We start from the raw sequence: 14,122 nt of genomic DNA, 5'->3' as shown, positions 1-14,122 counted from the left end.
GATCAATGATGTATAGACCCTCAGCAAATCTCAATCTTGAATGTCCCAAGAGAAACCCTTAAAACTTCTCATCAGTAATGATGATGGTATTTTTGCCCTAGGTATTCGCGCCTTAGCCAATACTTTAGCAGAAGCAGGGCATCAAATTACGATCGTCTGTCCCAACCGAGAAAGATCTGCTACAGGTCATGGTTTAACCTTACATCAACCGATCCGCGTCGAAACAGTACAAGATATTTTTCATCCCAGTGTTGTCGCTTGGTCTTGTTCGGGAACGCCTGCTGATTGTGTTAAATTTGCTTTAAGTGTCCAATCCGTTTTAGATTATCGTCCTGATTTTGTCTTAGCAGGAATTAATCACGGTTCCAATTTAGGGACAGATATTCTCTATTCGGGTACTGTTTCAGCCGCAATGGAAGGTTTATTTTATAGCATTCCTAGCGTAGCTGTCAGTTTAGCAAGTTATACCGATCGACATTTTCAGACGGCTGCTGATTTTGTCACAAATTTCTTGACAAAATTAACTGATTCTCCATTCCCTGAAGCGACTTTACTTAATATTAATATTCCCGCCATTCCCGCCGAAAAAATAGCAGGAATTAAGATAACACGTCAAGGAATCCGTCGTTATGTCGAAACCTTTGAAAAACGCTTCGATCCTCATGGTAAATGTTATTACTGGTTAGTGGGTGAAGCCATTGAAGACTTAAAACAACCCGATCATCTTCATCTAAATCCTGATATTCTCACTGATGTTGAAGCGATTCGAGAAAATTATATTAGTATTACTCCTTTACAATATAATCTGACTGATGTACAAAGTTTTGAATATCTGAATCAAGCAGGTTGGTTTCCCAATCTTTAGCCACATTATGATAATCTGATTCAATCACTGTTAAGTTAGAATTCTATGTCCTCATCTCAATTCAACCAAGATAATGAACTAGACGATGTTGAAAAAGTTACTCTCAAGGATGAATATGGGCGCTCGTTAGAATGCTATATCGAAAATTCTAAGGAAACGGACGATCTTTTGTATCTTCTGTTGATGCCTGTAGATATCCCCGTTGTTATCCTCGCGTGGGATGATGAAGACAGCGAAGAAGAAGACATATCAGACGCTTTTTTAATAGAAGATCACGAAGAAATAGAAAAGATTTTTGCTGATGCTAAAGCCGTTTTAGCTGAACAAAACTTGATTTTAAAATATACCGCCTATACCCTAACGGTGAGTGGAGAATTGCCACCACTAGAAGAAGATAAAATTCTAACTTTAGAAATAGATTTAGAAGGACAGCCCACCTCTGAACCCGAAGAGTTACAAGATCTAGCCAGTTTCTACTCTGAAGAACAAAAGTACTCTATTTATACCCCTCTCGATCCTCTTCTATTTCTCGCTAAATGTGACGCGTCGGGAAATGTTGAACTCGTTTCTCCAGAAGACGAGCGAATGCAAACCATTCTGGAGGAATTATTATTCGATGAAATGGAGGAAAACTAAGAATCAGTAAACAGTAATTAGTAAAACAGTCAAATCTACTTTCATACTGATTACTGGTAACTAAGGACTGATGACTGTAACAGGTTTGGTCGCCAAACCCTTTTTTTATTCGGGTAAAGTTAGAATCTCTACGCCATCTTCTGTAACAGCGAGAGTATGTTCAAATTGTGCTGATAATTTACCATCTTTAGTAATGGCCGTCCATTTATCCTCTAAAATCATTGCTTCCCAAGTCCCCTCATTAATCATCGGTTCGATGGTAAAGACCATTCCTGGGCGTAAACGCTTTCCTTTTCCCTTTGTTCCATAGTGAGGAATTTGTGGGGCAGTATGAAAAATATTACTAATCCCATGTCCGACAAAATCTCGTACCACTGAAAAACCTTGTGCTTCGGCGTATTCCTGAATGGCTGCCCCAATATCGCCGATTTTACCATTAGGTTTAACTGCTGCGATGCCCCGTCTAAGGCATTCTTCTGTCACTTCTACCAACTTTTTCGCAGTTGAGGAAGGAGTACCCACAAAAAAAGTTTTGGAAGTATCACCGTAATAACCATCTAAAATCGGTGTCACATCGATATTAATGATATCCCCATCTTGTAAAATTTGTTTTTCATTGGGGATACCGTGACAAATCACTTCATTAACGCTTGTACAAATCGACTTAGGAAAGCCATGATATCCTAACGGCGCGCTTTTTGCCCCATGTGCTTGTGTCCAGCGTTCGGCCTCATCATTTAATTCTAGGGTACTCACACCAGGTTGAACCATCGGGGCTAAATGATCTAAAAGTTGCGCGGCAAGTATTCCAGCGCGGCGCATTTTTTCAATTTCTCGTTTTGAGAGTAAGGTAATCGTATCGCTTCCCATTCGTCTTTAGTTAAATTGTGATTAGTAGAGAATTGGTTAATCTTTTTTGATCCTAGCAGTTTCTATCGTCATCAGTGGTTACAGTTGATGAATCTGGGTTTTGATCCTTTTAAACAGAAGAAAGATCGATTAACCAGCGTACTGTTTGTGGAAAGATCATGACAATGACTAACACAATAAACTGTAGCACCATAAACGGAAGCGCACTTTTATGAATTTCTAATGTACTGATCTCTTTGGGGGCGACACTTTGCAGGTAAAACAACGAAAAACCTACTGGAGGAGAAATAAAAGCCGTTTGTAAATTAATTGCCATTACCACGCCAAACCATACCATATCAATTCCTAATGCTTGTGCTGCAGGAACAAATAAAGGCATTGCAATAAAACAAATTTCGATAAATTCTAGAAAAACACCCAACAGAAAAATCGCAATATTACTAACAATGATAAAGCCCAAATATCCCCCAGGTAAACCAGTCAGCAAGCTAGTAATTAAGGTTTTTCCACCCAAAGCATCAAATACTAAGCCAAATAAAGAAGAACAAAACAAAATCATCAAAACTAAAGCAGTAATCACAGCCGTTGCATGGGCAGCATCTTGCAGTAGTTGAGGGGTTAAACGTTTGTTGAAAAAAGCCAGTAGACAAGCACCGACGGCACCGACAGCACCCGCTTCAGTGGGAGTGGCTAAACCAAAGAAAATACTACCGAGAACGATAAATATTAATAAAATCGGTGGAATAACAGCTTTTAATATTTTTTGTGTTAAATCTTTTCTTTTAAGATTGACTAAATCAGAGGGTAATGCGGGAACCATTTCAGGTTTAAACACAGCTAAACCGACAATGTAGAGCAAATAAGAACCCGATAGCATCAAACCAGGAATTAATGCCCCTAGAAATAAGTCGCCGACTGATACCCCAATTTGATCACTGAGAATTACTAAAACTAAACTGGGGGGAATGAGTTGGGCTAGGGTACCTGAAGCAACAATAACACCCGCCGCCAACTTCTTATCATAACCATATCGCAACATGACAGGAAGTGACAGCATTCCCATTACAATCACAGTAGCAGCAACAACACCAGTAGTCGCAGCCAGCAGAGTTCCCACAATGACAACGGCTAAAGCAAGTCCCCCCCGTAACCGTCCTAATATAATACCAAGGGTTTCTAGTAATTCTTCGGCTAATCCAGATTTTTCTAAAACTGCTCCTAAAAAAACAAAATAAGGAATTGCTAGGAGCGTAAAATTAGACATCGTACCGAACCAAATATTCGGTAACAACAGTAATCGATTTAGATCAAAAGCTCCTACCATTAAACCAATGAGTCCAAAAACGATCGCTGTTCCTGCAAACGAAAAAGCGACGGGATAGCCACTCATTAAAATAATGAAAAAGCCTACAAACATTAAAATCGCCAGCCATTCAAAGCCCATTTTTTCCTCTATTCGATGTTAATGTTTTCGGAAGTTTCAAGACGAATCCGTTCTGCAACTGTTTGATAGCCCAGTAAGACGGCAAGATATTTGATCGCTTGAGAAATGCTTTGAATCAGCAGCAAAAATAAACCGATAGGAAGCATGGTTTTAATCGGTGCGCGGGGTAAACCATCAGCATCAGAAGACACTTCCCAATCTCCCCAGGTTCCATTCGGTAAATATCCCCAAGATTGTAAAACGGGATTAAAAGTGACCCAAATTCCAATTAGACAAAACGGGATTAAAAAAAGAATTGTTCCTAAAAAATCAATAAGCGATCGCTGTTTTTCCGTAAAATTAGCATATAAAAAATCGACTCGTACATTTTCGCCATGTTTTAGGATATAAGCAAAGCCGAGTAAAAAAACAATCGAAAATAGATACCATTGAAGCTCAATAAAAACATTAGAAGATAACGTTACACCAATAAAACGCCCAATATAGCGAGCAATAACGTTATAAAAACCCACACCAACCGTTAATAAAACAAGCCAATTCAAAAGCCCTTCTAACTTATCAGTAAAAGTATCGATCGCATTCGATAATTTTAGCAGCGAACGAATTTTAGGGAATCTTCGAGAGTCGCGCATACCACATAATACAGATTAAGCAAATACCCCATTCTACCGTTCTTGAAGGATCATCTCATGATATTCTGAAAAAATCTTATTGTGAATCTGTGCTGTTACTTAACATATGAAACGTCGAGCGTTGGTGAGGGCTTTTTCAAGGAGTGCGATGGCTGCTACAGGAGTTACGATCGTCGGTGGATGTCAAGCGGCTCAAAATCAAACTACAGGACAAACAGCAGACACTGCTAATTTACCTAATATTCAATGGCAAATGGCGACCAGTTGGCCCCCTTCACTCGATACAATTTTTGGGGGTGCAACTGTTTTAGCTGATCGGGTTGCTGCCCTCACGAACGGTAAATTTAAGATTACGCCGCGTGCTGCTGGAGAAATAGCCCCCGCCTTAGAAGTTCTTAATGTCGTTTCCCAAGGAGCAGTACAGTGTGGGCATACTGCATCCTATTACTATGTTGGTAAAAGTCCTGTTCTCGCTTTTGGTACAACTGTTCCCTTTGGCTTAACCGCACAACAACAGAACGCGTGGTTGTATGAGGGAGGCGGTTTAAAGAGATTACAGGAAATCTACGCCAATAAATTTAATGTGATTGAGTTCCCTTGCGGTAATACGGGAACGCAGATGGGGGGATGGTTTCGTAAAGAAGTTTCATCTGTGAATGACCTCAAGGGCTTAAAAATGCGGATTCCAGGCTTAGGGGGGCAAGTCATGTCAAAACTAGGCGTAACCGTCCAAAGTTTACCTGGTGGCGAGATTTTTCAGGCCTTGCAAACAGGTGCTATTGATGCTGCTGAATGGGTTGGGCCTTATGATGATGAAAAACTAGGACTAAATAGAGTTGCTAAGTATTATTATTATCCTGGCTGGTGGGAACCAGGAGCCACTTTAGAGCTACAAATTAACTTGAATGAATGGAAAAAGTTGCCCCCTCAATATCAAGAAGCGATTTATACAGCCACTTTTGAAGCGAATACAACCATGTTAGCTCGTTATGATTCTCGTAATAATGAAGCCCTACAACGACTTTTAACCAGTGGAACCCAAGTCCGTGCTTATAGTCCAGAAATTTTAACCGCAGCAGAGCAAGCCGCTTTTGCTATTTATGACGAGTTTGCCGCCAAAGATGCCGATTTTAAAGCCGTATATGAAGAGTGGAAACAGTTCCGAACTAGAATTTATGCTTGGCACAAACTCAATGAGGGTAGTTTTACGAATTTTGTCTATTCTCAATTAAAGTAAGATAGATTTTAACTACGGGTTATCGCGTATTTTCGACACTTTTAATTTTTTTGTCAAAGAAAGACCTTTACCTTGGGAAATCTAATAATAATCAATCAAAATCGTTAATGTTCCGCTTGCGCCTTTGAATAAATGTAGCTAGAATGTATGCTAATTTTTGTAAACTATCGAGCCTTTTGCTTTGTGATTGTGTTGAAGATAGTTACAAAAAAAGTTGATCTAACCGATGAGGGTTTATGCACAAGCTCAAGCAATATTGGATTGCCGAAGCACTCGAAAAAGATTTAGGAGATCCTCTCAACCCCGATAGTGTGATGTCATACAAACGGGTTGTCGAACTAGATGAACAAGAGGCATTTCCAGAACAAGAACTAAACTGGCTCTACAATTGGAAACTACAACATTACTACGTCCCTGCTGACTGTAGCGGTGAATTTACCTCCTTTGAAGAGTTTGTCGCTTTCGTTCGGGTTCTCAGTCGTCGAGATCAAACCATTGGAATTAGCTTCACTACTCTTTTTTGGTCATTTATTACTTGGATGGCTGGAACCGAGGAACAAAAGCAAAAACTCGCTCACTACATCAAAAACGAAAACGGGGCGATGTGTTTAGGCTATTCAGAACGCGCTCACGGAAGTGATTTAGTAGGAGGCGACCTCACCGCCAGAAAAGTTCCAGGGGGATATATTCTCAATGGGGAAAAATGGCCGATTAACCGCGCTACAATCTCTGGAGTAAGTTATATTTTGGCGAAAACTGATCCCAATGGTGGGCCAAAATGTTTAACGCTGTTTATGGTAGATAAGCGTGAACTAGATCCGAATCAATACTATAACTTACCGAAGATTCTAACTCACGGGATTCGCGGTTCGGATATGAGTGGCATTGGCTTTAAAGAGTGCTTTGTTCCTGACTCCCATCGCATTAAAGAAGAAGGAGATGGCTTAGAATTCGCTCTTAAAGGCTTCCAAATTACGCGGATGCTCTGTGCAACGTTTTCTCATGGTGCTGCTGATACCGCCCTTAGAACAACGCTAGGATTTGCCACTAAGCGTATTGTCTATAATAAAACGGTGGTGGAACTGCCCCAACCTCGTAAAACGTTAGTTGATGCGTTTTTAGATATCCTAATTTGTGATTGTGAGACGATCGGTTCTGCTAGAGGGTTCCATATCATTCCCGAACAATTTAGCGTCTGGGCTTCGGTGGTGAAATATTTCGTCACAACTCAACTCGAAACCATGATTAATAATGTTTATGTGGTTTTGGGATCTCGCTTTTATATGCGAGAAGAACACGAAGCAGGTATTTTTCAAAAAGTTTTACGCGATAACTCCATCATCAGTATGTTTGATGGTAGTACAGTGGTAAATCTCCATGCCCTGATTCTTCAGTTGCGTCAGTTGACTAAATATCGCTCTCGCAGAAAAGCAGAAACAATGGAGAAAATTCAATCTCGCTTAGAGGCTATTTTTTCTTTAAATCAAAATGTACCTCCATTCCAGCCGCAAAAACTCGAACTTTTTGGGCGTGGCATTGATGATCCTTTACAGGGTTTAGAAATAGCGATTGAACAACTTAAAGCTTTAAAAAATCAGGCTGATGTTGAGCCAACCGTTTTAGAAAAATTGTTAGATTTGAGTGATTTAGTTTTAGAAGAATTAAATGCTCATGATGAACAGATTAGCAATTCTAAATTTGAGTATGGTCATGAGCAATCACCAGAACTCTTTGAAATTGCTAAAAAGTACTGCACTTTACATGCAGCCGCAACCTGTTTACATATGTGGATTTATAATCGAGAAATTCTCGGCGACTTTTTTGCAAAAGGAGAATGGCTAGTTCTTAGCTTACATAGATTGTTACGCACTGTGCGACCGATGCCCTACACAATCTCTGAATCTTATGTAGAAAACGTTGCTCAAGAACTACTCAATCTCTATCAAGAAGATAAGCATTTTTCAATTGTTCCTTTCCAACACGCCCAATTCAATCAACCACAGGATAAAACTTATGCAAACCCAGAACTCCAGCTTCAAGCTTAATGAGCAAAATGACGAAATCAATGCAACTCAAGCGATTCAAGCTTGGTTAGTACAACAGTTATCTCAACTTTTATCTTTAGACGCAAAAACCATTAATGTCACTGAACCTTTAACTCGTTATGGACTCGACTCCATTGACGCAGTTACCCTAGTTGGTGATTTAGAAGATTGGCTAGATGTTGAGTTACCCTCGACTCTTTTCTGGGATCATCCAACCATTGAAAAATCATCTCTTTATATTACCGAAAACTGCGAGGTTTCTACTGCTTCTTTAGGTGACGCTAAAGCTGAAGTGGTTGCCCAAAGCGAACCCACTAACGGGAAAAAAGGCTGGGGTTTATTTGGTCGTTAAATGTGTAGGGTAGAGACGCGCCATGGCACGCACGTCTCTAAATTTTTTAGGCTCTCACGGCGTACAATAATCCAACATTCTTACTAGCGGGGAGGCGCGAGAAAGTTGCAAATCCAGCTTTATTCAAATAATTTAGTAGAGGTGCTGGGCCTTTTTTGTGCCACTCCATCATTATCATTTTAATACGGCTTAGTTGACCCGTTTCGCTCAAAACTTTGAAGATTTCATACTCCGCCCCTTCGCAATCAACTTTAGCTACAATATCAATGTCTGGATACTGTTCTAAAATTGACTGAAAAACATCTTTAGTCGCCTTAAGTTTCATTTCTGCGGTTGCTAATTTTTTATCTGGCGAAGGTTTAAAATTTTTGTCAATGCCTTCCATACCAATACTGCCTTTAACATCGTAGTCAAATTCAATCATTAAGGTTTGTTCTTGTTCAGCAATTCCGTATTGACAAGGCGTAATTTTCTGAGAAATCTCTGGATTGAGCGCGAAATTCTTTAAGGCTTGCTGATAAGTAATTTTAAAAGGTTCATAACCAAAAACAGCAACGACATTACTACGGCTGGCAAAATAAAGACTCGCAAATCCTAAGTTCATTCCAATATCGACAACAACAACTGGCTTGTCATAAACAAAATTATAAATGCCATAAAAATAGATTTCTTTAATAATATCAATGTCTTGTTCATTCTCGACAATAAATTTTGTACCTTGCAATTCCGCGATTAAATTTTGCTCTTTGTCCAGATAAAATTTAGTATCTAAAGCTTTTTGTAAAATTTTAGCATTGTCTAAAACCTTACTTTTAATGAGAAAATCATGTTTGTCTTTGCTTAAGAATAGATTAAGTGGCTTCAAAAATAATTGCTGACTTGCTGTATCAAATTCTACTGATTTAGGACTAATATTATTATTCGATAAACGCTCTGACCAATAGGAGTCAGAAATATGAGAGAAATTCTTAAATTTTTGATATTGCTTATAGATATCAGTCAGTTTTTGGTAAAGCATTTTTAGCAACTCCCAAGGTTAAAAAATAAAGCAATTAAAGTTATGGACAAGTTTGACAAAATTTGGTAGACTTGTCAAGAATTTAGTCAGCCTCGTAAAGATAACCAGAAGAGAAGGTTATCAAGTCTATTGAAAAATGGAAAGGTCAGCTAAATTTATTAGATAGAGTATTTTAGTTTCTATAACCTTTTATTTAAGAGAAAGCCTTGAATTACTCAGATTTTTCTTTTTGGTGGATTTTATTAGGTTTTGGCATTCCGTTTTTAACAGTTCGTCATATAGCCAAGTCTTTTAATCTGTGGCGAGATATTTTTGATGCAATTGGATTAGCCTTTGTCTCATTAACAATGTTTCGCAATGCTAGTCCCTCTAGCTTTATCATCTTTATATTTGAACTCATTTTTAATTACTTAATGGTGCAGTGGATGCTGCGCTGTACTGGGACTAAAGCAAAAACGATCGCAACTGTGACCATCATCTTCAATTTGGCGATTTTGGCTTATTTTAAATATCTGATTTTCTTTGTTGAAGGTATTATTGGTCTATTCGTGACTATTCCTGCTAACTGGCAACAGTCTTTACCAATTGCGGTTAAAGGAAGAATACCCCCTGGAGTGTCTTTTTATACTTTCCAGATGATTGCTTTTGTCGTTGACTCTTTTACAGCACGTAAGAAAAAGCCCATTGGTTTTTTAGATTATATTAACTTTATTTCTTTTTATCCTCAGTTAGTCGCAGGCCCGATCGAGCGTAGAAGCGATTTATTACCTCAGATCGAAAATTTTCGTTTAAAATTTACCCTCGAAAATATTGAACTAGGCTTACGCTGGCTTTCTCTAGGACTGTTCATGAAGTTCGTTATAGCCGATAACTTAGCTCCTTACATTGAACTAAATCAACAAATCGACAATCCTTGGGCGATTTGGTTTTTTACCATACTATTTACTCTGAGGATTTATTTTGACTTTGCAGGTTATAGTTTTACGGCATTAGGTTTAGCTTATTTTCTGGGTGTTCGCTTAACAATTAATTTTTTAGCCCCTTACACCTCCCAAAGTATTAACGAATTTTGGCGACGCTGGCATATTACCCTAAGTACATGGTTTAGAGACTATGTATTTATTCCTTTAATGGGTTCAAATAAAAAATGGGCCCCCTTCTATTTATTTATTACCTTCACTTTATCGGGTTTTTGGCATGGAGCCGCTTGGAACTTTATTATCTGGGGGGCTTATCATGGCGCGTTATTGCTAGTCTTACGTTATCTTGGTCGTCCTTTTTATGGCTTTGTCGGTCGCTACTTTTCTCAGCCGCAAATTGTTTCTTGGGCTTTAACCCTCGGTTCAGTCACATTGGGCTGTCTCTTTTTTATGGAATCTGATATGACACGCCTTCTCACTAAATTACAAGCCATTATTACGCCTTGGAACTACTCTTTGGCTAATTTGGGAGCCTTATTCAGTTCCTATAGCCTAAATCAAGGAACCGCTTTAATCGTCACCTTAGTTCTAGCTTTGGGCGTTTTATTTTTAGAACATCTGGCGGTTTGGCAAAAGAAATTTGAGTATGAATGGTTACTATCGCGTTGGCTATCACCTGTTTTATTAGGATTAACTATACTATTAGCAGCAAATACTAATTCTGATTTTATTTATTTTGAATTCTAATGAGTAAAAATAATATTACTAAACTTTTTCCTTGGTTCCTATCGGCGGGTATCGCTTGGACGATTGGCTGTATTTATAATGTCTACTATGGTGGTGAACTAAGCTGGTTAAGAAGAATGTATGAGCAAAAAGCGGCTTATGCGTCACAGATTGAAAAACCTCACCGTATCATATTTGCTGCTGGCTCTGGCGTACATTACAGTATTAATGCGGAATGGATGCAAAAAAAACTTGGTGTTCCAGTATTTAATTATGGATTACAGGGAGACATGGGACTTAATGTCATTACACCTTTGATGCTAGAACAAGCTCGCAAAGGCGATATTATTGTTCTGATTCCTGAATACCTCATGTTGATGGATAAAGATGGTTTAGGGGATGGTGATGGGTTATTTGGTTCGGCTCCTTTTGGTTGGGCTGTAGGTCAACCTGGTTTAGGGAATATCCCACCGAAAAAGTTTATTGAGGATACTTGGTTATTAGGAGTGACGACATTACGTGCTGCAACCAAATCAACCATTGATGTCATTGAAAAAGGTCGGATGACTGGATATTTATCTGATCCGATCACCGAACATGGCGACCCGACAAAAGTTAAGGAACGTACAGCGAAATGGTGGAAGTTAAGTTTTAAAGAACCAGTTTCCCCCCATTCGTTAAAAGTCATTGAGCAGTTTCGCAAAGATCTTGAAGCCAAAGGAGCGCATTTAATTGTCGCTTTACCTTGGGTTTATGCTAATACCGATCCAAAAACAGTGGCTAGCCTCAAAAAAAGTGCTGATGAGTTATCAAAAATTGTACCAACTATTTATAATCCCGAAAACTTGAATATTCAAAGCGATAGTACAATGTTTGCTGATACTCACTATCATCTTTTACCAGATGCTCGGCTTGTGCGATCGCAAGAATTGGTCGATCAACTTAAACCCTTTTTAGCTGAATATATCAAGCAACCTGAGTTACAGACCTCAAAATAGATGAATACCGATCGACCGATTAAGATTTGTGTCATAGGTGGCGGATTTGGCGGACTCTATACGGCTCTTTATTTTAGTCGTTTTGACTTGGTAAAGAACCGAAAATGCCAAGTTACTCTCATTGAACCCAATGATCACTTTTTGTTTACGCCTCTTTTGTATGAATTGCTTACAGGAGAGTTACAACGGTGGGAAATTGCGCCATCTTATTCTAAATTACTCCAGGGAACTCAGATTCAGCTACGCCAGCAAACGGTCAAAACTATTGATTTAAAAGCTCGCTGTGTTGGTTTAATGAATGATGAAACATTATCCTATGACTATTTGGTTTTGGCTGTCGGTACCCAGAACCGTTGGGCTAATATTCCTGGTTTAAAAGACTATGCTTTAACCTTCCGTTCTCTAGCTGATTTAGAGCGTCTGCAAACCCAACTTCATATCTTAGAAAACTCAGAACGGCAACATCTTAAGGTCGCTGTCATTGGGGGCGGCCCGAATGGCGTAGAATTATCTTGTAAGATAGCTGATCGTCTTGGAAGTCGCGGTCAAGTCTATCTGATTGAGCGGGGTGATGCCCTACTGAAAAACTTCTCCAAAGCTATTGGTAAAGCGTCTTATAAAGCTTTAAAGGCTCGTCGGATTGCGATCCATCATGATTGTGATGTAGAAAAGATTACAGCCGATTCTCTGAGGATTACTGAGCAGCAACAGGCACAAGATTTACCTATTGATTTAGTGATTTGGACAGCAGGGACTCAATCTAGAGAATGGTTAAGTGAATTAGACTGTCAACAAACGGATCAAGGTAAACTATTAGTTCATCCAACACTACAATTACTCGATTATCCCGAAGTGCTGGCCTTGGGTGATATTGCTCAAATGGCTTCAACTCGTCAAAATATTCCTGCTACTGCACAAGCGGCTTTTCAACAGGCTAGTTGCGCGGCTAAAAATCTTAAAGCCATGATTAAAAGAAATCGCCCTAAACCGTTCTTTTATCTCCATCTGGGGGATATGTTAACCTTGGGTAAAAGATCGGCGATTATTTCTAGCTTTAGTATTAATATTGATGGCCGAATTGCTGATATTAGCCGACGATTTATTTATATTTTACGGCTACCTACCCAACGACATAAAACACAAGTTCTTAAACATTGGGTCAAAAATACATTAATTAAATTAGGTCGCTGGTTACGTTGGCAAAAACAGCAGCTATTTGCTGAAAAACCAGCTAAACCCTATTAGTTCTCTCTTTTAGGTGATCCTTACTTTTCACATTCTGCCGAACCTGATACTGAGAAAGCTTGAGAGGTATTTTTATGAGTTTTGATAAATCCGTTTTGACTTTCGGATGTTTCCTGTAAATGATTTTCGGGTAATAAACCCTTTTGAATTTCTTCAACTTTGAGGAGAATCAAATATTCATAAAAAGCTTGTAAAGTACACCAAGCAAAACCAGCGCGTCCATCTAAAATCCCACCCAAAAGAAAATACATATAAAACCAACGCAAAAGAGGACGGAAAGGAAGACGTAGAGATAGATCTTTTAAAGCGCGTCGTCTTTCTACTTCCGAAGATCCCCATAACAGCTTACTCCATTCAACTTGACCATCAGCGAGTTGCCTAAGCGTTTCGTTAGCTTCATCACTTGAATAGCGGTTATGTTTATCGATCCATCGACTTAAACCTTTACCACAGGTATAGTGAGGGTAGGTTGCTTTTAGAAAGCTCGTTTGACCGTTACAAACTTCACGTTCGGTGTGTCCATAATCTGTAAACCAGACTTTTTCTTTTTTGAGTAGACGCAATTGATATCGAGGATATTGTGTACTATAGCGAATCCATTTGCCCATAAACATTACTTGTTCGGCGACATAGTAACCAATAAATTGATTTTGTTGAATGGCAGCTTCACATTCGGCAAATAATTCATCAGTCATTCGCTCATCTGCTTCTAAAAGATAAACCCATTCGTACTTAGTTGGAATCGTTTCTAACATCCATGTACGCTGTTTGCCATGACTTTCAAACGGATGCTGTACAATTCGCACAGGATATTTAGACGCAATTTCAACTGTTTGATCGGTACTATAAGAATCAACTACTATTACATCATCTGAGCGTAAAGCGGATTGAATACAATCAGCAATCTCTGTGGCTTCGTTATAGGTCAAAATGTAAATAGAGAACATGAATGATTATGAAGTTTTATGATTTAAAGTTAAGCTATAGATTTATCTAGTAGAATAAGAGAAAATGCCTAAATTTGCAATATTTTGTAATTTTTGAGAGACAACATAGGTTTTATCTTATTATTAGACGAAAACAGGATTACCAAAAAGTACGTTTAAGCGAGACAGTCAACCTGTACTTTAAAAA

General features: G+C 38.8%; 13 protein-coding genes. 8 read left to right on the top strand and 5 right to left on the bottom strand.

Annotation, left to right across the window (positions count from 1 at the left end):
* Positions 1-40 precede the first annotated feature (40 nt).
* Positions 41-865: a 5'/3'-nucleotidase SurE gene (gene surE / locus CFPU101_RS15965; RefSeq protein WP_206816330.1), complete on the top strand. Its 825-nt coding sequence runs from the start codon at positions 41-43 to the stop codon at positions 863-865.
* A 45-nt stretch (positions 866-910) separates the two neighbouring features.
* The gene (locus tag CFPU101_RS15960; protein WP_206816329.1) at positions 911-1,501 is read left to right on the top strand and encodes a DUF3727 domain-containing protein; all 591 of its coding nucleotides are present in this window, start codon (positions 911-913) and stop codon (positions 1,499-1,501) included.
* Positions 1,502-1,606: 105 nt separating this feature from the next.
* Here the strand turns inward: CFPU101_RS15960 and map are convergent, their stop codons facing one another.
* The 3 genes from map to CFPU101_RS15945 all read right to left on the bottom strand — a co-directional run bounded on the left by map (position 1,607) and on the right by CFPU101_RS15945 (position 4,447).
* Positions 1,607-2,371, bottom strand: coding sequence for a type I methionyl aminopeptidase (gene map / locus CFPU101_RS15955; RefSeq protein WP_206816328.1), 765 nt, complete (start codon positions 2,369-2,371; stop codon positions 1,607-1,609).
* Positions 2,372-2,480: 109 nt separating this feature from the next.
* A complete protein-coding gene (locus CFPU101_RS15950) occupies positions 2,481-3,815 on the bottom strand; it encodes a TRAP transporter large permease subunit (RefSeq protein ID WP_206816327.1) in 1,335 nt (444 codons plus the stop codon).
* A gap of 8 nt (positions 3,816-3,823) precedes the next feature.
* Complete coding sequence (locus CFPU101_RS15945) at positions 3,824-4,447, bottom strand: TRAP transporter small permease subunit (protein ID WP_242578034.1); 624 nt, start codon at positions 4,445-4,447, stop codon at positions 3,824-3,826.
* 106 nt (positions 4,448-4,553) lie between these two features.
* On the opposite strand from CFPU101_RS15945, the gene CFPU101_RS15940 reads away from it, so the two are divergent.
* The 3 genes from CFPU101_RS15940 (at position 4,554) to CFPU101_RS15930 (ending at position 8,081) form a co-directional block, all read left to right on the top strand.
* The gene (locus tag CFPU101_RS15940; RefSeq protein WP_206816326.1) at positions 4,554-5,684 is read left to right on the top strand and encodes a TRAP transporter substrate-binding protein; all 1,131 of its coding nucleotides are present in this window, start codon (positions 4,554-4,556) and stop codon (positions 5,682-5,684) included.
* A gap of 236 nt (positions 5,685-5,920) precedes the next feature.
* The gene (locus CFPU101_RS15935; protein ID WP_206816325.1) at positions 5,921-7,729 is read left to right on the top strand and encodes an acyl-CoA dehydrogenase; all 1,809 of its coding nucleotides are present in this window, start codon (positions 5,921-5,923) and stop codon (positions 7,727-7,729) included.
* Positions 7,698-8,081 carry an acyl carrier protein gene (locus CFPU101_RS15930; protein ID WP_206816324.1) on the top strand — a complete coding sequence of 128 codons (384 nt, stop codon included), beginning with the start codon at positions 7,698-7,700 and terminating at the stop codon, positions 8,079-8,081. The genes CFPU101_RS15935 and CFPU101_RS15930 overlap by 32 nt, the downstream gene beginning before the upstream one ends.
* 46 nt (positions 8,082-8,127) lie before the next feature.
* Here the strand turns inward: CFPU101_RS15930 and CFPU101_RS15925 are convergent, their stop codons facing one another.
* The gene (locus CFPU101_RS15925; protein WP_206816323.1) at positions 8,128-9,099 is read right to left on the bottom strand and encodes an FkbM family methyltransferase; all 972 of its coding nucleotides are present in this window, start codon (positions 9,097-9,099) and stop codon (positions 8,128-8,130) included.
* 206 nt (positions 9,100-9,305) lie between these two features.
* Here CFPU101_RS15925 and CFPU101_RS15920 point away from each other — a divergent pair, with 206 nt between their 5' ends.
* From CFPU101_RS15920 to CFPU101_RS15910, 3 genes are read left to right on the top strand one after another with little or no spacing between them, the layout of a single operon-like run.
* Positions 9,306-10,766 (top strand): MBOAT family protein, encoded by a 1,461-nt coding sequence (locus CFPU101_RS15920; protein ID WP_206816322.1) that lies wholly within the window; start codon positions 9,306-9,308, stop codon positions 10,764-10,766.
* On the top strand, positions 10,766-11,743 hold the full coding sequence (locus CFPU101_RS15915) for a hypothetical protein (RefSeq protein ID WP_206816321.1): 978 nt from the start codon (positions 10,766-10,768) through the stop codon (positions 11,741-11,743). Before CFPU101_RS15920 ends, CFPU101_RS15915 begins: the two co-directional genes overlap by 1 nt.
* Positions 11,744-12,988 (top strand): NAD(P)/FAD-dependent oxidoreductase, encoded by a 1,245-nt coding sequence (locus tag CFPU101_RS15910; protein WP_206816320.1) that lies wholly within the window; start codon positions 11,744-11,746, stop codon positions 12,986-12,988.
* 20 nt (positions 12,989-13,008) lie between these two features.
* Here CFPU101_RS15910 and CFPU101_RS15905 read toward each other — a convergent pair whose 3' ends face one another.
* The gene (locus tag CFPU101_RS15905) at positions 13,009-13,935 is read right to left on the bottom strand and encodes a glycosyltransferase family 2 protein (protein WP_206816319.1); all 927 of its coding nucleotides are present in this window, start codon (positions 13,933-13,935) and stop codon (positions 13,009-13,011) included.
* Positions 13,936-14,122 lie beyond the last annotated feature (187 nt).

Origin of the sequence: Chroococcus sp. FPU101, from assembly GCF_017312365.1 — a bacterium.
Lineage (GTDB): Bacteria > Cyanobacteriota > Cyanobacteriia > Cyanobacteriales > Microcystaceae > Chroococcus.
The sequence above is the reverse complement of the archived record's forward strand: the minus strand, read 5'-3'. Positions and strand labels throughout refer to the sequence as shown.